The sequence below is a fragment of the Methylorubrum aminovorans genome (assembly GCF_022179725.1).
Taxonomy (GTDB): Bacteria; Pseudomonadota; Alphaproteobacteria; order Rhizobiales; family Beijerinckiaceae; genus Methylobacterium; species Methylobacterium aminovorans.
Window position 1 is genome coordinate 31,665 of the sequence record NZ_BPRC01000031.1, and the last position, 20,773, is coordinate 52,437.

Here is a 20,773-nt window from a genome sequence, read left to right on the forward strand (position 1 = left end):
CCGGCGCCTAGACAGGCTCCGTGGCGCCCGCATCACAGCGAGAGCCCGAGATCGGGGCCCTGCTCCAGGTCCCGCTCCTGCGCCCGGCTCATGAAGCGCTCGCGGAACAGCGAACCGTCCTTGACGTAGGAGGCGACGTAGCCACCGCCGCTCAGGATCGCGCGCTCGTCCTTGTCGAGCCATTGCCCCGGACCGAGGCCGCGTTCCGCGTCATGGCCGATCGACCCGTTGGCGCCGAAGCGGCGCCCGACGGCCTCGGCGAAGGCCAGCACCTCAGTTCGCAGTTCCGGGGTCGCCACCGCCTCCGCCACGGCCTCGTCGAGGGCTTTCGTCGCCGGCGTGCGGCCGACCTTCGCCAATGCCGCCGCCGCGGCCGGGCTCAGCCCCGGCACCTCGATCGTCAGGCGCTGGCGGTACGCGACCTCGGCGTCGCGACCCGACTCCGCCACACCTTCGAAGGCGTGCTTGAGCTTGAGGGCCTCGGCCTTGGCCTGCGCGAATGCGGTCTCGGCCCGGGCCCGGTCTTCCTTCTCCTGCTTGGGCACGAACCAGCCCTTGCGACCGCGCAGGCCGCCATGGGCATCCGGATCGGACAGGAGGGCGCCGATCCGCTCCCGATAGACGGAATTCCGCTGCCGCAGCTCGGCGAGGATCGCGGCGTAGACCGGCCCCGGCTTGTCGAGCGCGGTCCGCAGCCGGCGCTGAAGCGAGTCCGTTTCGGATTTCAGATCGCGCGCGGGATCGACGCGCGCATACAGGGCGGCCTTGAGGCCGTTGCCCCCGAGATCGACCGCGGCGAGGAACGGTGTCAGCGGGGCCTGCGGCTCCTGAACCGTGGCCGGCGCAGCCTCGGTCAGGGCGCCCGGGTCGGGCGCCTGCCCCCTGGCATGCGCCGAGACCCCGTGGTGCTCGGCGAGCGCCCCCCACGCCTCGGACAGACGCGTGGCGAGGCCGTGCAACCGGTGCCAGTGCGCCTGGGCCTGGCGCAGCATCGCCCGCGCGCGGCGGACCAGGGCGGGGGCGAGCGCGGCGTGGCCGTCGAGGCTGCGACGCTCGGCGAAGGCGGAGGCGAGCGCACGAAGATCCTGCGGCCGGACCCGGTCGGCAATCTCGGTCTCCGCGTGCTCCAGCCGCGACAAGGCGGCATCGAGCGCCGCCAGTGCCGGCGACATCGACGGAGCAATCGGACCGGCGAGAGCGGCGCTCAGGAGTTGGCGATCGGCCTCGGCAACGTCCCGATCGGCCTGCGGCTCCGGTGCGACAGCATCCGGGCCGACCGAGACCGGGATCGACGCATCGGCCTCGATCCGACCGGCCAGGGTGGTCAGGTCGCGGGACATCCGCACGGGATCGAGGGCGGCCAGTTCCACCGCCGCCTCGCGGAAGGCCGCCTCGCCGGAATAGTCGAGGGTCGAGGCCTTCGCTCCATCGCGCCCGAGCCGCCATGCCATGCCGGCGAGCGCGGCCGTGTCGAGCGCCGCGGTCGTCGGAGTTGCGCCGAGCTTGGCCCGGCGGCCCGGGGAGAGGAAGTCGGCATGCGCTCCGTGCAGGACCACGGACTGGCGATGGCGCGACATCGCCACGTAGGCGAGGTGCCGGTCCATGCCGGGCGTGGCCAGCACATGCACCCGATCCAGGGTCGCGCCCTGGCTCTTGTGCACGGTCGCGGCATAGCCGTGATCGAGGTTGCGGTAGAGTTCCGCCCGCACCTCGATCCGATCCCCGTCACCGCGGCCGTCCCGGTCGAGCCGGACCACGAGCCGGCCGGCTTCCGCCGCCTCGACCGTGGCGAGCATGCCGTTCTTCACCCCGAGCGAGCGGTCGTTCTCGAGGAACAGCACCCGGTCGCCGGGAGCGAACATCCGCTCCCCTCGCTCGGTCACGAACCGGGCCTCGCCCGCCAGCATCCCGTCCGCCTTCAGGGCGGATCGGGCCATGGCGTTCAGCGCCAGAACGTCGGCGTTGGTCTGGGCCAGGATCAGCGTTTCGGTCGGCCGCCCGTCGGGCTTTTGCCCGAGGTAATCCGGCCTCCAGGCCGCGATCAGTGCCGCGCGGGCCGCCGCCCGGTCGGGCGTGAACCGGACCAGGCCGCGCTCCTGATACACCCCGAGCGCCGCGGCGGTCTCGCCGCGCGCGAAGGCCACGCTCGCCCGGCGCATCGCCGGGTCGGCCTGACGCCAGATCTCGGCGAGTTCGGCATAGCCGATGATCTCGGTGATCGCCCGAAACCCGGCGCCGGCCTCGATCGGCTGGAGCTGCATCGCGTCGCCGACCAGCACCAGCTTGGCCCCACGCCGCTCCACTTCCCTAACGATCCGCGCGAGCTGCTCGGAGGCGACCATGCCGGCCTCGTCGAGCACGAACACGTCGCCGCTACCGAGCAGATCCCGGTCGTTCTTCCAGGCGAGTTCCCATGAGGCCAGGGTCCGGCTCGCGATCCCGGCACTGCGCTCCAGCCCCTCCGCCGCCTTGCCGGCCAACGCCCCGCCGACGACGCGATGGCCGGCCTCGGTCCAGGCGGCGCATGCCACCCCGAGCATGGTCGATTTGCCCGCGCCGGCAAACCCGACCACGGCCGCAATTCGCGCAGCTCCCGTGACGTGACGCACCGCCTCGCGCTGCTCCTCGGACAGCTCCGGACGCGCCGCGAAGGCCCGATCGCGGGCGCCGTCCGACACACGGTGCGACGTCTCCCCGAACAGGCGTCCGGTGGCGGCCTGCATCCGGATCTCAGTTTCGAGCAGCGTCCGCGTCGTCCAGCGCGCCCGGGCGATCACCCGCCCGCTCTGCGGGTCGAACACCTCCTCGGCCACCGCCACCAGCTCGGGCGATTGCCCGAGCCGCAGGCGCACCGCCTCGAACGCTTCCGGATCGTCGATGTAGCGGAACACCGCCCGGGCGATATCCCGCTCGTCGAACACGCTCTTCTCGCGCGACAGGATCGGCAGCAGCGTCTCGGGATCGTCGATGATCGTCTGGGCGTTGCGGACGCGCCGGGCCTTCTCCTCGGCGACACGGTCGGCCACCTTGCCGAGCCCGGCCATGTTCGAGGCCTGGACACCAATGTGGTCGGTCGGCTCGATCGCGATCCCGGCTTCGATATGAGAACGGTGGTCGATCCGCCGGTCCAGCCCCGCCTTCGCAAGATGCAGATTGGCCGTCTCGGCCCATGATCGGCGCCATGGGATCAGGTGCTTCATCGGCCCGGCCAGTCGCTCGTAGCGAGGCTTACCGTCGTCGCGGTAGAGGATGTTTCCTTCGCGGTCCCTGGCGAAATCGAACTTCGGCCCGAGCCCGGCATCGGTGAGTTTGCGCAGCGGGATCATGACGTGGATGTGCGGGTTGCCCGGCACGTCGTGGAGCGCCCAATCCGCGACCATTCCCTGCGCGGTGATCTCGCTCTCGATCCACTCTCGGGCAAGGGCGATATTCTGCTCGCGGGTCAACTCGACCGGGAGCGCGATGTTCATCTCCATCGCGTACCCGGTGCCCTTCAGCCCCTCCTTCCGCTCGACGGCGTTCCACAGATAGGCCGAAGCGCCGTTCTCGCTGCGGCCGTCGATACCGGTGCGGAACCAGGCTGGTATCTGCGCCGGAAGGGCCAGCTCGGTGTGTGCAACGTGCTGCTTGCCCTCATAGGTGACGATCTTGCCCGTCACCTCGCGCACCATGTTCGCGGCACGGCGATAGGCAGCGGCGGCAACGGCACTCTTGCCGGCGCCACCGCTGATCACCTGAGCACTGAGGTGGTAGATGGCCATGCGAGGGATACCCGAGCTTGGCCTTACCAGCTAATGCAGGGAAATGCAAATTTCCCCATAAGTGCGCCCCTTCGTAAACTCAGGCGACTTTGCGGAGGCGCTGCGCGCCGCAGCTCTGCTTTGAAGAGGCCCCTATCGGGGCCATCCATCCGCCCGGCGGAGCCGGACAGCGAGAACGCCATTCGTACGCAGTCCCATGCCGGAATGAGGCGCATCCTCCGACAACCAGAGCCGCCCCGACCGCTCCATGCGGCGAAGCAAGCTTGGCCGGATCGGAGACCGTAGCCCGTTGGCATCGGCGGGCCACGCCGGAAGGAGGAGGGGAGGCTCAGGCTCCGCTCGCTCCCCTCGGTCGACTGGCTCAGCCTCACTGCTGTGGTCCGCGCATCACAGGCGTGAGACGCGGAGCATACCCCTCAAAAGCCGAGGTTGATTGCCGTAAAGTCAGTGGTAAATTTTCTCAGCCGCAACCAAAACTGGAATACTGTATCCATGGCCAGATCGAAGTCGCGCGAGACGATCGTCAACGAGATCACGGCGCTGCAGGCGAAGCTGAAGGCGCACGACAAGGCCGAAGCCGAGCGGCTCGGCAACCTCGCGATCAAGTCCGGCATCGGTGGAATCGACATCTCCGACGAGGATCTGGCTCGGGAGTTCCAGGCGATCGTCACCCGATTTCGTGAAGGGGCACCGGCGGTGGAAGAGCCAAAGGCAAAGGGATCTCGAAGCGCTGGAAAAGCTCCAGAGGGAGCTGATGACCAAGCGGCATGAGGAACGGCGCGCCGACGCCTATCGCAAGATCCAGCTCGGCGGCCTCGTCATCAAGGCCGGCCTCGCCGATCTCCCGAGCAACGTCCTGCTCGGCCTCCTGTTGGATGGCGCCGAGCGCCTCCGCGATCCCGACGTCGTCGAGCAGCTCGCCCGGCGCGGTGACAAGGAGTTCAAGACATGAAGTGGGTCATCGCCGCCCTCGTCGTCGCGATCGGGTTCGCGCTCCATCTCCTGATCGGCACGATCCTGCCGCCGCTGCTCGGCGGTATCTACGTGGTCGAACCGGGGCATTCGATTATGCTCCAGGCTCTCCGCGTCGCGGCGGTGGCGTTCCCTGCCCTCGTGCTGTTCGCCGCCGCTGGCCTGACCAGGCCGGGCGACAGCGGCCGGGTCGTCGCGGCCGGCGTCTCGCTGTTCCTGATCGGGCTGATCGCCTGGACTCTGCGCGCCGAGTACCTGCGCCTCGTCACCCTCGACCCCGGTGCCGATGGCCGGGCGCTCCTGCGCAGAACCGACATTCCGCTGTTCTGCGCCGTGACGTTCGCGGGCTTCGTCGCCTTCATCACGCCGCTGGTTTCACTGGTGAGGGTGAAGCGGACCACACGCGGCTACAACAAGCCGATCCGCTCGAAATCGGCCGCCCATGGCGATGCCGAGTGGGCGACGATGAAGCTCGCCGGGGAGATCTTCCCGCAACAGGGAGACCTGGTCCTCGGCGAGCTGTACCGGCCCGACCTCGATCCCAAGAGCACCTCGCGCGTGTTCAAGCCGAACGATCCCAGGACCTGGGGCTCGGGCGGGCGCAAGCCGTTGATGGGATTCAACTGCGATTTCGGTTCGACCCACGGCCTCGTTTTCTCCGGCTCCGGCGGCTTCAAGACCACCGGCGCCGTCGTCCCGATGCTGCTGTCGTGGCCGGGCAACGCGGTGGTGCTCGATCCCTCGACCGAGCTGCATCCGATGCTCGCGCAGTACCGCAGCGCCCTCCGTGGGAAGAATGTCGAGCGGCCGATCCATTGCATCACCCCGAAGGACCCGAGGAGCGGCTTCAACGTGCTCGACTGGATCGGCCAGGGGGAGAACAGCGCCGAGAAGGACATCTCGGCCGTGGTCGGCTGGATCGCCACCGGCCCGGTCAAGCGCGACGATCCCAAGGACTTCTTTCGCAACTCGGCGCTTCAGCTCATTCGGGGCGTCCTGGCCTACATCTGCCTGAACCAAGCCTACGAAGGAAAACGCACCCTGCGCGCCTTGCGCGAGATCATCTCCGAGCCCGAAACGGACTTCATCGACCGGCTGATCCTGATCCTTCGTAGCGAGAACGAGGGCTCGTTCGCCAAGCTGGCGCTCGGCCCGTTCAAGAGCATGGCGCAGCAGACCTTCTCGGGCGTCTACGCCACCGCGGCCGACCTCACCAACTGGCTCTCGTTCAAGGAATATGCCGCCATCGTGTCGGACGGGGACTTCTCCAGCCTCGACCTGATCGACGACGATCTCGACGTGTTCGTCTCGCTCGATCTCCAGACGCTTCAGGATTATCCGGGCCTGGCGCGTGTCATCATCGGCGGGTTGATGAACGCGCTCTATCACGCCAACGGCGAGCTCGACGGTCGCGTCGCCTTCATCCTCGACGAGGCGGCCCGCCTCGGCAACATGAGCCTGATCGAGGTCGCCCGCGATGCCGGCCGCAAGTACGGCATCGCCATGGTGCTCGTGTACCAATCGCTCGGCCAGCTCCGCCAGCAATGGGGCGACAAGGATGCCGTGTCCGCCTGGTTCGAGTCGACGTCGTGGCAGTCGTTTTCCGCGATCACCGACGTCGATACCGCCAAGTGGCTGTCCGAGCGGTGCGGGTCCTATACCCAGGAGATCGTCTCCTACAGCCAGCAGGCCCGCTCCGGCGGAAAGGGCTCGGGCGGGGTGAGCCTGTCGGCCTCGACCAGCCTGCAGAAGCGGGCGCTCATCATGCCCGACGAGATCATCAACACCATGCGGCGCGACGAGCAGATCCTGCTCGTCGGCGGCGTCGAGCCGATCCGCTGCGGCCGTCCAGTCTACTACCGCCGCCCCGAGATGCGCGCCCTGGTCGGCGCCAATCGCTTCCAGACACGGGACGTGCAGGACGATGCCGCCGATGCCGGCGTTCAGGACGCGGCCTCCGATGCGAATGACGCTGGGATCGGCGGCCGTGAGGCGGCCTGACCGACCGACCGGTGCCGGAGCGGCGCGCGCCGATACCCCGGCCTGTGACCGGGCTCACCGCGAGGCACGAACCAGGGGTGTGCCTGCCGCTCGCGATGGATCGAAGGCCGCCCGTCGGCGGCCTCGGGAGAGGGCCTCAGCCCTCCGTGGAGAGCTGGGCGACCGCGGCCCGGGCGGCCTTCAGCTCGGCGGCGATGGTGCGGCGCTCGCGCGGGCAGGTGACCGAGGCCAGCTCGGCCTGGAGTTCCGCGACGTGGGTGACGAGGGCGAAGCGGGTGTGGGCGGGGAGGGTCGAGGTGGGGCGCGGCATCGGCTGGGTCTCCCTGGCGCTCGGGACCGTCCCGGCGCGATGCGACCCCTCAAACAGGCGACGGCGCCGACCGCACCCGAAGGGCCGCAGCGCAGCGGAGGACTGGCCGGACCGACGATTTTGTCCCGCGAGGAATGGCGCGCAGCGCCAGGGGAAAATCGTCGGGCCGGACGGTTGCGGGCGGGGACGGCGTCTGTTCCCTTGTCGCCATCGTGTTGGGACGGTCCGTCGCTGTGGCGAACCTCGCTGCCGCGGTTCACCGCCGGTTCCGCAGGGTCGGATCGGCCGGCCACCGCGCTGGCCGGACGGGGCGCGCTGGCCGTTTCCGACCCGCGACGGGTCTCCAGGGTGGCTCGGGAGGGCGCCCTCCCACGCACCGCCGCCGCTCGTGATGGCCCCAGCGCGGGACGACGCTGCCACCGCCCTCCCCGTCTGCAGCTCGACCGCTGGGGAGGGTCGTTTCAGCCTGACGCGGGCAGCTCCCCGGCGACCGATGCAGTGCGCTACCTAATTGAAAGTTCTACAACCCTAGGGCAACGCGCTCTTATTGGCTATGATGCTCGCCTCATGACCGACAGCTCCGTCACCAGGCGGCACCTCGAAGAGATTGCCCGGCTGCTCGGCCTCTCCCCGTCGGCGTTCCGCGATCCGGCCGAATTGCCGGTCGAGCATCTTGAGACGCTCGAACTTCTCGACCTGTGGAACCGCCTTGCCTGTTCCGGGGCCCGACGGCGGGTCCTCGATCTGTGTCTGCGGGAGATCGAAGAAACGACCCCAACCCGGCAGTGAGGGGTCTCATTCTCGTTGATGGATGGAGGGATTGCATGGACTCGTCGCAAACGGCTCGCCCCTCGATCCCGGACCCGTCATGGGCCCGGCTGAGATCCGTGTCTGCTCGTGGCACTCGGATTTCCCTCGACGTCGCCGATCCGTGCGATGTGCGGCTCTCGATCGATCTCGGGTTCTCGACGATCGAAGCGATCGGCGTCGATCAGGTGGGCGACCTGATCGAGGGGTTCCAGCTTCGGGACGAGGAGCGGATCGCCTGCGAGCGCTACGGCTTCGTACTGTCCGAGCAGGACGAGGACGGCGTGCGCCGGGTGGTGTACCGCGACAAGCACACCGAGGTGCGGATTCCTCGCTCCGACTACGACCGGATCGCCGCGAGCGTCTCGGAAATCGTGGCCGACCCTCGTGTCCAGGTTGCCTTCGAGCGCGCCTACAGCCGCCATGCCGCCGCGTTGCGCGGGGAGGCATGGCATTTGCCCGGCACTTGAGCGCAAATGGCTGGAGCGGTCTGCTTACGTTCTCGGAATGCGGCGAGCGGTGCCGGCCCTGATGGCGACCGCGGCGGCCGCCGCGATCCGGGACATGAATTTCCGCGAGAACCGCCCAAGTGGCGTGGCGTCCTCGATCGCCCATGACGCATTGAGATCGTCGGTGTTGAATTCGTCCACGATGATCCAGGCCGGGGTGTAGAGTTTCGCGCGGCGAGCTTCGGTCTCCGGCACCTCCACGAAATGGGGCGACGAGCCCGGAGGCTGGCTGGTGATCGGGAACAGGAGGGGCCTCTGGCGGCCGTCCTTGCCGGCGACGATGAGCATGACGCAGGTCGGACGCGCCTTGCGACCCGCCTCTTCGCCCCGGTCGTACTCGCGCGCCCAAAGGTAGGAATAGAGGATGATGTCCCCGTGCTGCGGCTCAATCATCCCGTCCCTCATCCTGCGCGACGGCATCGAGCCCGGCGAGGATCTCGTCGCGCTCCACGCCGGCCAGATCCTCGACGCGATGCGCGCGCTGGCGGCTGGCACCCGCGAGACGATCGAACTGCTCGGCCGTCAGCAGGACGAACTTGCGCTTGCCGCGCTTCGTGATGTCGACCGGACCGCCGAACGCCGCCTCGACCACTTCGCCGGACCGGTTGCCGAGATCCGTCAGGGTGAAACTCGCCATTGCCACCTCCTCGTTTCGCCCATTATGCCTGAATTAGCTGTTTCAGGCAATTTCAGGGAGGGGTCCGGCGCCTAAGCGCCGGCCTTCACGCCCCGCCGCACGGAAATGCCCTTCGAGAGCGCCTTGTCGGCGAGGTTGTCGCTGATGCCGCCGCCGGGGAAGTGGACCACGCCGATCGGCATCTGCTCCAGGATCGTGTCGTTGCGACGGAACGGGGCCGCCTTGCTGTGGCGCTTCCAGTCCGGCTTGAACACCACCTGGGCGACCTTGCGGTTCTCGGCCCATTTGGCCGCGATCAGCTCGGCGCCGGTCCCGCCCCCGTGCAGCAGCACCATGTCGGGATGCTTGGCCCGGACCTTGTCGAGGGTGTCCCAGATCACCGTGACGTCCTGGAACTCCTTGCCCCCGGTGAAGGCGATGCGGGTGCCCTGCGGCAGGTGGATCTCGGTCTCGGCCCGCCGCCGCGCGCTGATGTAGTCGCGCGAGTCGATCATCGCCGCGGTCATGGTGGCGTGGTTGACCCGCGAGCCCGAGTGCGGACGCCACAGCGACCGGGTGGTGCGTGTGAACAGATGAGCCGCGGTGTCCCGGGCGTACTCGAAGGCGTTGCGGCGCTCCGACAGGGTCAGCCCGAGGGCGGTGAGGCGCTCCAGCTCGACCGACAGCACCTCGCTGCCGTCCTGCTCGCGCTGGCTCGCCTTCTGCGCCTGCTCGTTCTCGTCGAGCTTGCGCTCGATCTGCTCGACGCGGCGGTGGAAGACGTTGACGAAGCCCCACAGCACGTCCTCGAGATCGTCCTCCAGGCGGGTGTCGGCGAAGGCCTCCTCGAGGGCGCTCATCGCTCCCCGCAGGCCCTGGTCCATCGCGCGCTGGGCCGGGAGCGGCCGGGGATCGTCGTGCTCCTCGAACGGGCGGTAGCCGGTGACCGCCAACTCGTCGAGCAGGGACGCATCGGCCGTCGGCAGGTCGGCATCGAGATCGTGGATCGTGTGATCGAGCATCGCGGGCTCCTCGGGGTCCGAGGCTCGCGTCCATCGCGGCCTTTGTGGCGACCCAAGGCCGGGCCCGGGAGCCTGGCGCACCCGCGCATGCGCGGGCCGGAGCGAAGCGGAGGACGGCGCCCGGCCGTCGATTTTGCCTCGCGATGCAAAGCCGCCGTCAGGCGGCGGCGGAAAATCGTCGGCCGGGGCCGTTGCACCCAAGGCCCCCGGCCCGGCATCCGTCGCCCTCTCGAGAAGGCCGTGGACGCCGGCTCTCGTCCGGCCCGGAACAGCCGGCGGCTCCTCAGCCGAACGCCTCGATCGGCCAGACCGGATCAGGCCGCCGCCGCCTCGAACCGGAGGTGGGCCGCCGCGTCGTTCGGGTCGAGCTGTGGCGCCAGATGCAGGGCGAGATCGCGCGGACCGAGATGGCGCAGGTCTGTGTTGAAGTCGTCCTCACGGGGATCCAGGTCCGTCACCAAGATACCCTCGGCCTCGGCGCGGCGGCGCAGGATCGCGGCTCCCCGCTCGCCGGCCTCGTCGGCGTCGCGGGCGATGTAGAGGTGGCGCAGGCCGGGAGGAAGGATCAGGGCGCCGAGGTGCCCGGCCGAGAGCGCGGCCACATGCGGCACGCCCGGCATCAGGCGGTGGAGCGACAGCACCGTCTCGACGCCCTCCCCGGCCACCATGAGATCCGTGGCGGTGCCGGGAAAGCGCACGCCGTGGCCGATCAGGGTGCCGAGCACCCGACGCGGCTTGGGCAAGTCGGCCTTGCCGCGCCCGTCCGCGGCGAGCCAGGTCCGGCCGACCGCCGTGACGGCGCCCGCGAGATCCGTGACGGTGGCGAGCAGGGCCGGGTGGTACGTGTCCGGGCCCGGGTGCTTGCGCGAGGCCCGATACAGGCAGCGAGGGTGGAAGCGGAGGCTGGGCAGGCCGATGGCGTGCTCAAGGCCACGGCTGCGCAGGTAGAGTGCCGCCGGTGTGCCGATCACGGGCCGGCCGTAGCGCAGCATGCGCCGGGCCGACTCGGTCGTGTCGCGCGCCTCCGGGAGCGGGCGGGACCGCTCCGCATCGGGCGGCAGGGGCAGGCTCAGGAACGCCCGCGCCTCGGCCAGGGCCTCGCGCAAGCCGGCGCCGCACTGGAGCCGGATCAGGTCGAGCAGGTCGCCGTGCTCGCCGGTCGCCGCGTCCTGCCACTTGCCGCGGCGGCCCTTGCCGCTGGTCGGGCCGGTCAGGCGCACATAGAGCGACCCGCCTGCGGTGTTGAAGGCGTCGCCGACGCACCAGAACCGGCCGGAGCGGTGGCCGTTCGAGAGGTAGCGCCGACAGAACGCCTCGACATCGTCGGCGAGTTGGCGGGCGATGTCCGCGGCGGGGGGATGGGTCGGCATGGCGGCCTCCGTCGGGTGCGGGCATCAAGCGTGAGCGGAGGTGGCGACGCAACGCAACAGCGCATGCCGCTCGAACACCGCAGCCAGGATCGGCGCTCCGTGCGCGCCGCTCGGGATGAACAGGCGAGTGCGGTAGGCGATCACCTCGGCAAACAGCCCGAGCGCCTTGAGCCCGGCCCGCGCGCCCTCGCTCGCGCCGATCACCTCGACCCGGTTCTCGCTCATCACGCGGACGCGCTTGACCTGGAGGCCGCCGGCGAGTTGGAGGCTGGCACGCCCGCCGAGGACGGCGGCGAAGGCCTCGGCCGGGGCCATGGCGGTGCCGGCCCCGAGGTTCAGCCGCTCCCGGGTGACGGGCAGGTCCTCGGGCTCGACCACCCGGCCGACGATGCGCTCGCCCGCATCCGTCACGAGGCGGAACACCCGCATGTCGATGCCGGGCAGCCGGTCCCAGATCGGCAGCAGCAGGCCGGTCACCACGGTCAGGGTGCGCTCCTCGAACTCGGGCAGGGCCGCGAGCTCGGCCATCCACGCGGCCCGGAACGCCTCCTGCGTCACCTCCTCGAACCGCGAGCGGTCGAAGGCGTCGCGGTCGAGGATCTGGCGCTGGAGCGGGCGCACCAGCCGCACCCGCGCCACAACGGAGCCGTCCTCGCGGGTCTCGCTCGCCGCCTTGCCCATCAGCGCCGGCCGGCCGGACTTCGCGTTGACCACGGGCCGGAAGCCGTCGGCGAGGAAGGCGAGCGCGCCGTCGAGGTCGAGCGGCCGGAACCGGCGCCGCTCGGCGATGGTGAGGAGGTGGGTGCGCGCCCCGCTCTCGGGGTGGGTGTAGGCCACCTCGCGATCCGTGACGACGAAGGATTCCGCCGTCAGCACCTCGACGCCAACGTCGTAGATCCCGGCCGAGATCGCGCCCTCGATCACCAGGGCCAGCCGCTCCTCGAACGCCGCGAACAGGCGGTTCTGCAGGGCGATGCGCAGGGCCAGCACCCGGTTGAGGAAGCGGCCGATCGGTGGCAGCTCGTCGAGCAGGCATCCGGCATCGTCGACCAGGGACAGTCCGGTCATCGCCTCGAAGGTCTGGCGCGGGCAGCCCTCGATCTCGCCGCGCACGATCGCCCAGTAGAGCTGGCGCAGGGCCGTGGCGGCGTAGGGCCCCTCCAGATTGTCCTCGGGCCGGAACAGGCCCTGGCCGCCGGTCTGGCGTTGGCCCCGGGTGATCGCCCCGAGGGTGTCGAGGCGTCGCGCGATGGTGGAGAGGAAGCGCTTCTCGCCCTTCACGTCGGTCGTGACCGGCCGGAACAGCGGCGGCTGGGCCTGGTTCGTGCGGTTGGTGCGGCCGAGCCCCTGCACCGCGGCGTCCGCCTTCCAGCCGGCCTCCAGCAGGTAGTGGACGCGCAGGCGCCGGTTCTGCGCGCTCCGGTCGGCGTGGTAGCTGCGGCCGGTCCCGCCGGCGTCGGAGAACACGAGGATCCGCTTCCCGTCATCCTGGAACGCCTGCGTCTCGCTGAGATTGGCACCGGCCGGGCGGTTCTGGAGCACGAGGCGGTCGATGCCGTCCTTGCCCGTCTGGCGCACGATCCGGCGCGAGCGGCCGGTCACCTCGGCCACCGCCCCCACGCCGAAGTGATGGAGGATCTGATCGAGGGCCGATTGCACGGGCTCGAGCCCGCACAGGTGCTCGATCAGCCCGTCGCGGGCCTCGACCGCCTCGCGGCACTGGACCGGGCGCCCGTCCTCGTCGGTCACCGGCCGGGATTGCAGGTTGCCGTCGGCGTCGGTGTAGGGCTCGTAGAGCTGGGTCGGGAAAGCGTGGGCGAGATAGTCGATGACGTACTCGCGCGGGGTCACGTCGACCTGAAGGTCGCCCCATTCGGACGAGGGGATTCCCGCCAGACGCCGCTCCATCAGCGCCTCGCCGGTCGAGACGATCTGCACGACGGCGGCGTGGCCGGCCTCGATCTGCGCCGCGATGTCGGCGATCAGGCTCGGGCACTTCATCGCGGTGAGCAGGTGGTTGAAGAAGCGCTGCTTGCTCGACTCGAAGGCCGAGCGGGCCGCCGACTTCGCCGCCCGGTTCAGCGTCCCCGACGACCCGGTCACGCCCGAGGCCTTGAGCGCGGCGTCGAGATGGGTGTGGATCACCTGGAAGGCATCGGCATAGGCGTCGTAGATCGCCGTCTGTTCCGGGGTGAGCGTGTGGTCGAGCATCTCGACCTCGACGCCGGCGTAGGAGAGCGAACGGGCGGTGTAGAGGCCGAGCGCCTTCAGGTCGCGGGCCAGCACCTCCATGGCGGCCAGGCCGCCCTGCTGCATGGCGGAGACGAAGTCGGTGCGGGTCGGGAACGGGAAGGATCCGCCGCCCCACAGGCCGAGGCGGTGGGCGTAGGCGAGCTTTTCCACCGTCACCGCCCCGGTGGCCGAGACGTAGAGCACGCGGGCCTCGGGCAGGCGATACTGGAGGCTGAGCCCGGCACGCCCCTGCTGCGAGGCCTCGACCACGCCGCGATCCCCCGACCCGGCCGCGGCGTTGGCCAGCGCATGGGCCTCATCGAGGGCGATCACGCCGTCGAAGTCCGGCCCGAGCCAATCGCAGACCTGATCGAGGCGCGAGCCCGCCCCGCTGCGGCTGCCGCCGCGGAGCGTCGCGAAGGTGGTGAACAGGATGCCCTCGGGCAGCGTCACCGGCTTGCCCGGGGCGAAGCGCGACAGCGGCACGATCTGGAGCGGCTCCTGGCCGAGATGGCGCCAGTCGCGCCGGGCGTCCTCCAGGAGGGCGTCGGACTTCGACACCCACAGCGCCCGGCGCCGGCCCTGCATCCAGTTGTCGAGGATGATCCCGGCGACCTGGCGGCCCTTGCCCGCGCCGGTGCCGTCGCCGAGGAAGAAGCCCTGGCGGAAGCGCACCGCTCCTTCCGCCTCCGCGGCGGCGGCCGAGAGGATCGTGCCGGTCTCGTCGACGGTCCAGTGGCCCGGCAGGTGGCGGGCGTGCGCGGCACCGGCGTAGATCACGGTCTCGAGCTGGCACTCCGAAAGCAGGCCCTGAGCCACGATCGGCACTGGGAGGCGCGGGGCATGGCTCGGCCGCGGCAGGCGCACCGAGGCCATGGCGGTCGATTGCACCAGCGGGGTCGGATGGGGGTGGGCGCCCTCGATCCGCAGGGTCTCCAGCGCGTAGGCCTCGTACAGGGCCGCCTCGGCCACCAGCGTCGCCGGCAGCTCCTCGATGACCGTGTAGGCGATCGGCTCGGCGTCCTCACTCGCCGGGGCGGGCGTTGGGCCTATAGCAGGCACCGGCCGCGCAGGCGCCTGGCGCCGGGCCAAGCCGGGGATGGCGCTGCGCGGAGCCGGGGCGGAGGCCCGGACCGATGCGGGAACCGGAGCGCAACGGGGCCGGAGGCCCGCCAGGACGGCGTCCAGCAGCGACGCCGTGTCGGGGCTGATCCCGAGCGGGGCTGCCGATTCACCCGCCTCTCCGGTCGGAACCCGGTCGAAGACGCTCAGGCGCACGTCGACCGTCGTGCCGTGCTTGGCATAGGCCCGCCCGGACAGTCCGGCCGAGAACACCAGCCGCCCGCCGCGCTCGGCCATCGCCGCGAACGCTCCCGCGCTCGCCGGGCGATCCGGCCGGAACCCTTCACCGGTGATCGCGACCAGGCGCCCGCCGGGGGCGAGCCGCGTCAGCGCCGAGCGCAGGTGATCGGCGGTGGCGTCACGGTAGCGGCCCTCGACCCCCGCGGCGACCGAGAACGGCGGGTTCATCAGCACGACGTCCGGGATTACGCCCACATCGAGCCGGTCATGGATCTGCGCCGCGTCGAACCGCGTCACGCCGCCGGCCGGGAACAGCGCGGCGAGCAGGCCGGCGCGGGTCGCGGCCAGTTCGTTGAGATGCAGGCGCGTGCCGGCGAGCTCGGCATGGATCGCGAGCAGGCCGGTGCCGGCCGACGGCTCCAGCACCCGCTCGCCCGGGCGCAGCATGGCGGCCAGCGCGGCGACGGCGCCGAGGGCGAGCGGCGTCGAGAATTGCTGGAACGCCTCGCTCTCCTCGGAGCGGCGCGTCTGGGTCGGGAGCATCGCGGTGATGCGGGCGAGCAGGGCGAGCCGCGCGGCCGGGGTCGTGGCCTTGGCCCGGATCGCCGGCCAGAACCGGCGCAGGAACAGCACCTGGGCGACCTCGCCGGCCTCGTAGGCGTCCTTCCACAGCCACAGCCCGTCGGCGTCGCTGCCGCCGCAGGCGACTTCCATCGCCGCCCGTAAGGCGGCGGCATCGAGCGTCCGGCCCTGCGCGAGCCCTTCCGCGAGGCGCGTACCGGCCCGGATCAGACTCTCCGGCGTAGGGGTCGAGGTGAGGGCCGTGCTGTGACGGAGCTGCTGGGTACGGATCGGGACGTTCACGGGCGGCCTCCTGGCGGATGATCGGCCGACCCGCAGGACTTTCTCTGTCCTCGCGCCGGCTCATCTCCGTCCGGCCTCCTCTCACTCTCGTGATACGACCCGCTCTACTGGTCTCCACATGAAGACCCATGATAGACACACGATCCCGTCGATCTCCGATCGGGTCTCGTGTTGACTATCGCAACGGCCACGCTTCAGATGGCCGCCAAATTCCTTGGGAGGAGGACCCGTCGGTTGGAACGGCCGCAGGGTGACCACGACCGCTCGAACGTCGGCATGACGGTTCGCATCGTGACATCGTATCTCGCCAACAACAGGCTCGGCCCGCACGAGGTGGGTCCGCTGATCCGGCAGGTCGGCGCAGTCCTGACGCAGATCCGACAGGGACCGCAGAGCGGCCTCGTCCTGCACGAGGTCAGTCCGCCGGCCCTACCGGTCGACCTGCCTCCGCAGATGCAAATGCGAGCGCGGCTCGGCCATGGCCGGAAACGGCCGACGCGGGAGGAGATCCAGGCCTCGATCCAGGAGAAGGAGCTGATCTCCTTCGAGGACGGCAAGTCCTATCGCATGCTCAAGCGCCACCTGACGAGTTTTGGCCTCACACCCGAGGCCTATCGGGCGAAGTGGGGCCTGCCGGAGGGCTATCCGATGGTCGCGCCGTTCTACACGCGCAAGCGCGCCCGGCTGGCGAAGCGGACGCGTCTCGGCCACTACGACCGGGAGACGAGAAAGCTCCTGCCGGAGGCTCCGCGCGAGGCACAGGCCAGCCCCAAGGCCTCGACGAAAAGCCCCGAGCCGCGAGGCTCGGGGGGGAGACGTCAGCAAGACAGGCTGGGCGGCGTGGAGCGCTACACGGCAACGATGGCGTAGGCCTCCTTTACCCCGCGCCACCACGCGATCCGTTCGTCGCGGCTGGCGTTCGCGAGGTACTTCAGAAGATCGCCGTGGCAGGCCAGTGGCGCGCACCAGCACACGAGATCGCGCCCGCGCAACTCGTCCAGCGCGCGCAGCAGGTGATGCCGGTCGGCCAGCCACAGCCCGTACTTCGCGATGACCTCGGCGCGGTTTCCATGCCGGCCGATCACGAACGGGTTGCCCCATTTCGAGCCGCGGCCGATGTAGACGGCCAAGTCGTGGGTGCCGTTACGCTTGTTCAGAACTCGACACATCATCCGGCCTCCCGATCGCTGATGCGTCGGGGCGACCGCGGGCGCGGGGCGGGGTCACGCGAGCCCTCGGGCGAGCGGGAACGGCTTGCCCGTTGACCCCGACCCCGACGCGGTCATGCAGGACGCTCGCAGCGATCGGGGCCGGGACGGGCACGAGCGCACAACACCCACCCGGCTCGGGCTCTGCCTCACTCGGCAGCGATGGCGTACCCCGTGTCCGCCGCATCCGCGTCATCTGCGAGGAAGGCCGGCAGAGCCTCGCTCGGTTCTTCCACCGCATCGATCGCGGCGTCGCCCCTGGCGGCCGGGTCGGCCGGCACGGCCGCCCCCTCGGCGTCGAGGCCGGGGGTGCGCAGCAGCTCGGGCAGCCAGCCGCTGCCGGCCATCAGCCGCTCGGCCTCGCGCGCCATGTCGCCCTTCTTGAGGCCGTCGAGCAGGCGCGCGGTGTCCTCGCCCTTGGCCTCGCGCACCGCCGCGAGGATCCGGGTCTTGGTGACGCGGCCGAAGTAGTTGGCCGCCGTCGGCGCCCAGTCGCGGGTCATGTCGAGCCCGACGAGCCGGGCGAGCCGGTCGGCATGCGGCAGCGCCTCGGGGCGCCGGTCGTAGGGGGTGTGCATCGCGTTGACGCTCAAGCCCGCGCAGAGCGCGAACAGCTCGGTGCGCTCTTCCGGAGCCAGATCGATCAGGAAGTCCCAGATCGCGGGGTGGTCTTCCGGCAAGCGCTTGGCCCACGCCTCACGCCGCGCGTCGAGGGCGGTCGCCGGCCGGAAACCGTCGAGGCCCTGGACAGAGGGGTCGACCCGGCTCGACGTGGTCGATACCTCCAGGCAAGTTCCGGTGCGGTAGCCGTTGACGATCACCCGGATCACCATGGCGTGCAGGACCGCGATGAAGGCGGACTCGGGATCGTCGGCCAAAGCCTCGCGCAGGGCGATGGTGCGGTAGCTGGTCAGCTCGGTCCGGTGCTGCTCCGAGAGCGGCCGGTCGGCCTCCTCCGGTTCGGCCGTGGGGCTCGACGACGCCGAGCCGCCGCCGATGGTGATGATCGTGCGCATCACGCTTGGCTCCGGCCGGACGGTCCGTCCATCCGTCCCCGCCTCCGTGGAGCCTGCGCCGATGGACTGCGTCGCGCCCGCCGTCGCGGCCTCCCCCTCCGGGGCTGCGACGGGCTCGTCCTCCGGCCGGACGTAGCCGCGCCTCACCGTCGGTCGGCCGTCGTAGTCGAGGGTGACGAAGGCCCCGGCGATCGCGATGTCGGCCGGGTCGTAGATGTTGGAGCGCCGCTCATACTCGGCGATCTCGGCCTCCAGCGCGGCCAGCCGCTCGGCGACCTCCTCCGGGATGTCGTCGCCGTAGCCGTACTCGTCGTTGAGCGCGTCGTAGCTGGCGACCGCTGCCTCGAAGGCCGCCTCCTCGGCCTCGCTCAGCTCGGAGCGGGTCCGCAGGGTGCGAAGGCCGTAGGTCCGCCCCGTCATCAGCGACAGCGACACCTCGATCCACTTCCAGCCCTCGGCCGCCACCTCCTGCCCGACGGCGGCCAGCTTCTCCTCGGCCAGCCGGTCGAGCAGGGCGGCATCCTGGAACCAGCCGTCGCCGCGCTCGGCGAACAGGTCGCGCAGGACGATGCCGCCGGCAGCCACGTAGGCCTCCTCGCCGACGAAGCGGGCGCGGGCATCACCCACGCTCACCGTGCGCTCGGTCAGGGCCTGCCGGATCGACCAGTTGCTCACGCCGCCCCGCTTGCACAGGGCCTCCCACACCTTGACCTGGCGCTCGGTATCCTCGGTGACGGAGAACGCCATCAGGCATTCCAGCGTCAGCTCCCCGGCCGCATAGGCGTCGAGCAGCACCGGGCTGATCCCGGCCAGCCGCAGGCGCTGGGTCACGATCTTCTCCGACACGAAGAAGCGCGCGGCGATTTCGGCGTGGGACATGCCGCCGTCGGCGAGCGCCTTGAACGCCCGGAACTGGTCGAGCGGGTGCAGGGCCTCGCGCATGGCGTTCTCGGCCATCGAGTCCTCGGTCGCGCTGATCGGGCTGTCGGCCGGACGAACGATGCAAGGCACCTTCGTGCCCTTGGTCATGCGCCGGGTCTTCACGAGGTGCTCGAGCGCGCGGTAGCGCCGGCCGCCAGCGGGCACCTCGTAGCGGCCGGTCTCCTGGCCCTGCCCGTCGAGGATCGGGCGCACGCTCAGGGACTGCAGCAGGCCACGCCGGGCAATGTCCTCGGCCAGATCCTCGATGCTCATCCCCTGCGCGATCCTGCGAACGTTCGCCTGGCTCAGGGCCAGCTTGTCGAACGGGATCGCGACCGCCTCGGTCAGGGTGATCTTGGCAGCGGTCTTCGTGGTGGCCTTCGCGCTGGTCATGGTCCATCGTCCTTTCGCGAGGGCGGCCGGGCATCTCTCTCCCCGACCTCGAAACCCTCACGCAGGCGAAGCCCCCCTCCGACTCTGGAAGGGGGCCGCGGGGCCGGATCAGGCGCAGTCCGCCGCCAAGCTCAGAGGCGGGACGGTGGCGGCGTCGGCCTGTCCGAGACGATCGATCAGGTTGGCCAGGGTCTGACGGGCCTGGTGGCAGCGCCTCAGGGCCGCCAGCGTCATCATCGGCGCGCCGCCCTCGTCGGCGGCCTCCTCGAGCGGCGCCTCCAGACCGGGGCGCCAGTATTCCAGACCGGCCCCGAACTGCCCGACCTGGGCGACCCACGACCGATGCCAGGTCAGTCCCTGCGCCCGGCAGAAGGCGTCGAGGCCAGGGGTGTTTCCGAAATTCTGGAGGGCCTCGAAGGTGATGCTGCTGCCCCTGGACAGGGCGTCGCGGACCCCGATCTCGGCGTCCTCGAAATACGCTCCCGCCGCCTCGATCAGCGCCTCGACCGCCCCCTGCCCCCTCAGGAGCCCCCCAATGGTCACGGTGGTCATCACGTACTCGGCCATGGTCCGCTCCTTCGCCGCGGCGATCCCGCACGGGGGAAGGGCCCCCCTCGTGCTCGGAGGGGGGCCGGATCGGGCTGCCGATCGCCTCAGAGCCCGCCCTGAGCGGAGCCTTCGGCCTCGCTGGGCGTGCAGTCGATCTTCGTCGCCGTGCCCCCGGCCCAGGCGAGGTTGCGCAGGCCGATCAGGGCCGCGAGGGCCTTCGGCACGTCGCCGGCGAGATGGGCGCGGGCCGCCTCGACCGAAGCGAGGGTGCCGGTGCGGGTCAGATGCGTGGCCGCCGCTTCGAGAACGGCGGAGGGGTCCTGGACCGCAAGGTCGAGGGTCATGGTGAAGTGCGATGCCTGGGTCATGCCGGCCTCCTCGGGATCGTGGGGCCGGGAGCCTCTCTCGACCTGACGATCCTTCGCCCCGGCAAAGCTCCTCTCTGGCTCTTGGACTGAGGGCGGGGACGCGCCTATCATGGTCACGGGGTGGTACGCGCCGCCCTGGGGCGTGGAAACCCCGAGCTTATCGGTTTGGTGCCGGCCGTGACGGCACCGGATTCCTTGACCCTTCGGGTCGGGGAGCCTGCGACGCATGTCCAGGCGCCCCGGTGCTAAAGGTCGTAGGGACCGGGTAAGCTCGGTTTTCCAACTCCCCGGCTGTGGGTGTCGAGGCTCGTTTGCGGGGGCGTACCGCGGACACGGGCCTGCGGTGGGGCAGCCGATGGAGTCGTCACAAGATCCAGCCGAGGCTCCTCCTGAGGGTCCCCCGGATTTTGGTCCGGCCGGAAGGTGAGCTTCCGGATCTCATGAGGGTCCCCCGGATTTTGGTCCGGCCGGAAGGTGAGCTTCCGGATCTCATTCGGCGGCCTGCAGGGCCGCCGCTAGGGCGAATTCCTGGGGTGTTCGCCACCCCAGGGC

The 20,773-nt window shown here is 70.5% G+C and carries 17 protein-coding genes; 6 read left to right on the forward strand and 11 right to left on the reverse strand.

The annotated features are described in order from the left end of the window. Positions 1-32: 32 nt before the first annotated feature. On the reverse strand, positions 33-3,761 hold the full coding sequence (gene traA, locus MFF24_RS24500; RefSeq protein WP_238228631.1) for a Ti-type conjugative transfer relaxase TraA: 3,729 nt from the start codon (positions 3,759-3,761) through the stop codon (positions 33-35). Between the two features lie 492 nt (positions 3,762-4,253). Here traA and MFF24_RS24505 point away from each other — a divergent pair, with 492 nt between their 5' ends. From MFF24_RS24505 to MFF24_RS24515, 3 genes are read left to right on the forward strand one after another with little or no spacing between them, the layout of a single operon-like run. Continuing rightward, complete coding sequence (locus MFF24_RS24505; RefSeq protein WP_238228632.1) at positions 4,254-4,532, forward strand: TraC family protein; 279 nt, start codon at positions 4,254-4,256, stop codon at positions 4,530-4,532. Then, the gene (locus MFF24_RS24510; RefSeq protein ID WP_238228633.1) at positions 4,516-4,713 is read left to right on the forward strand and encodes a conjugal transfer protein TraD; all 198 of its coding nucleotides are present in this window, start codon (positions 4,516-4,518) and stop codon (positions 4,711-4,713) included. Before MFF24_RS24505 ends, MFF24_RS24510 begins: the two co-directional genes overlap by 17 nt. Beyond that, positions 4,710-6,734, forward strand: coding sequence for a conjugal transfer protein TraG (locus tag MFF24_RS24515; protein WP_238228634.1), 2,025 nt, complete (start codon positions 4,710-4,712; stop codon positions 6,732-6,734). Before MFF24_RS24510 ends, MFF24_RS24515 begins: the two co-directional genes overlap by 4 nt. A gap of 136 nt (positions 6,735-6,870) precedes the next feature. On the opposite strand, the gene MFF24_RS24520 is transcribed toward MFF24_RS24515, so the two are convergent. Further along, a complete protein-coding gene (locus MFF24_RS24520; RefSeq protein WP_238228635.1) occupies positions 6,871-7,044 on the reverse strand; it encodes a hypothetical protein in 174 nt (57 codons plus the stop codon). A 567-nt stretch (positions 7,045-7,611) separates the two neighbouring features. On the opposite strand from MFF24_RS24520, the gene MFF24_RS24525 reads away from it, so the two are divergent. Both MFF24_RS24525 and MFF24_RS24530 read left to right on the forward strand, forming a co-directional pair. Then, on the forward strand, positions 7,612-7,833 hold the full coding sequence (locus MFF24_RS24525; RefSeq protein WP_238228636.1) for a hypothetical protein: 222 nt from the start codon (positions 7,612-7,614) through the stop codon (positions 7,831-7,833). Between the two features lie 149 nt (positions 7,834-7,982). After that, positions 7,983-8,321, forward strand: a complete 339-nt coding sequence (locus MFF24_RS24530) for a hypothetical protein (RefSeq protein WP_238228637.1) — start codon at positions 7,983-7,985, stop codon at positions 8,319-8,321. Positions 8,322-8,345: 24 nt separating this feature from the next. Here the strand turns inward: MFF24_RS24530 and MFF24_RS24535 are convergent, their stop codons facing one another. From MFF24_RS24535 to MFF24_RS24555, 5 genes are all read right to left on the reverse strand, one after another. Continuing rightward, entirely contained in the window at positions 8,346-8,753 is a 408-nt protein-coding gene (locus MFF24_RS24535; protein WP_238228638.1) for a hypothetical protein, read from the reverse strand. Beyond that, positions 8,746-8,997 carry a type II toxin-antitoxin system prevent-host-death family antitoxin gene (locus tag MFF24_RS24540; protein WP_238228639.1) on the reverse strand — a complete coding sequence of 84 codons (252 nt, stop codon included), beginning with the start codon at positions 8,995-8,997 and terminating at the stop codon, positions 8,746-8,748. The genes MFF24_RS24535 and MFF24_RS24540 overlap by 8 nt, the downstream gene beginning before the upstream one ends. 71 nt (positions 8,998-9,068) lie before the next feature. After that, positions 9,069-9,998: a DUF2493 domain-containing protein gene (locus tag MFF24_RS24545; RefSeq protein ID WP_238228640.1), complete on the reverse strand. Its 930-nt coding sequence runs from the start codon at positions 9,996-9,998 to the stop codon at positions 9,069-9,071. A gap of 314 nt (positions 9,999-10,312) precedes the next feature. Next, positions 10,313-11,368: a DUF7146 domain-containing protein gene (locus MFF24_RS24550; protein ID WP_238228641.1), complete on the reverse strand. Its 1,056-nt coding sequence runs from the start codon at positions 11,366-11,368 to the stop codon at positions 10,313-10,315. A 24-nt stretch (positions 11,369-11,392) separates the two neighbouring features. After that, entirely contained in the window at positions 11,393-15,766 is a 4,374-nt protein-coding gene (locus MFF24_RS24555) for a strawberry notch family protein (protein ID WP_238228642.1), read from the reverse strand. A gap of 234 nt (positions 15,767-16,000) precedes the next feature. On the opposite strand from MFF24_RS24555, the gene MFF24_RS24560 reads away from it, so the two are divergent. Then, entirely contained in the window at positions 16,001-16,636 is a 636-nt protein-coding gene (locus MFF24_RS24560; protein ID WP_238228643.1) for a Ros/MucR family transcriptional regulator, read from the forward strand. Here MFF24_RS24560 and MFF24_RS24565 read toward each other — a convergent pair. The 4 genes from MFF24_RS24565 to MFF24_RS24580 all read right to left on the reverse strand — a co-directional run bounded on the left by MFF24_RS24565 (position 16,615) and on the right by MFF24_RS24580 (position 20,221). Further along, entirely contained in the window at positions 16,615-16,896 is a 282-nt protein-coding gene (locus tag MFF24_RS24565; protein WP_308445614.1) for a DUF4326 domain-containing protein, read from the reverse strand. The genes MFF24_RS24560 and MFF24_RS24565 overlap by 22 nt on opposite strands. A 227-nt stretch (positions 16,897-17,123) precedes the next feature. Beyond that, complete coding sequence (locus tag MFF24_RS24570) at positions 17,124-19,304, reverse strand: ParB/RepB/Spo0J family partition protein (RefSeq protein WP_238228644.1); 2,181 nt, start codon at positions 19,302-19,304, stop codon at positions 17,124-17,126. 108 nt (positions 19,305-19,412) lie between these two features. Further along, a complete protein-coding gene (locus MFF24_RS24575) occupies positions 19,413-19,871 on the reverse strand; it encodes a hypothetical protein (protein WP_238228645.1) in 459 nt (152 codons plus the stop codon). An 86-nt stretch (positions 19,872-19,957) separates the two neighbouring features. Next, a complete protein-coding gene (locus MFF24_RS24580) occupies positions 19,958-20,221 on the reverse strand; it encodes a hypothetical protein (protein WP_238228646.1) in 264 nt (87 codons plus the stop codon). Positions 20,222-20,773 lie beyond the last annotated feature (552 nt).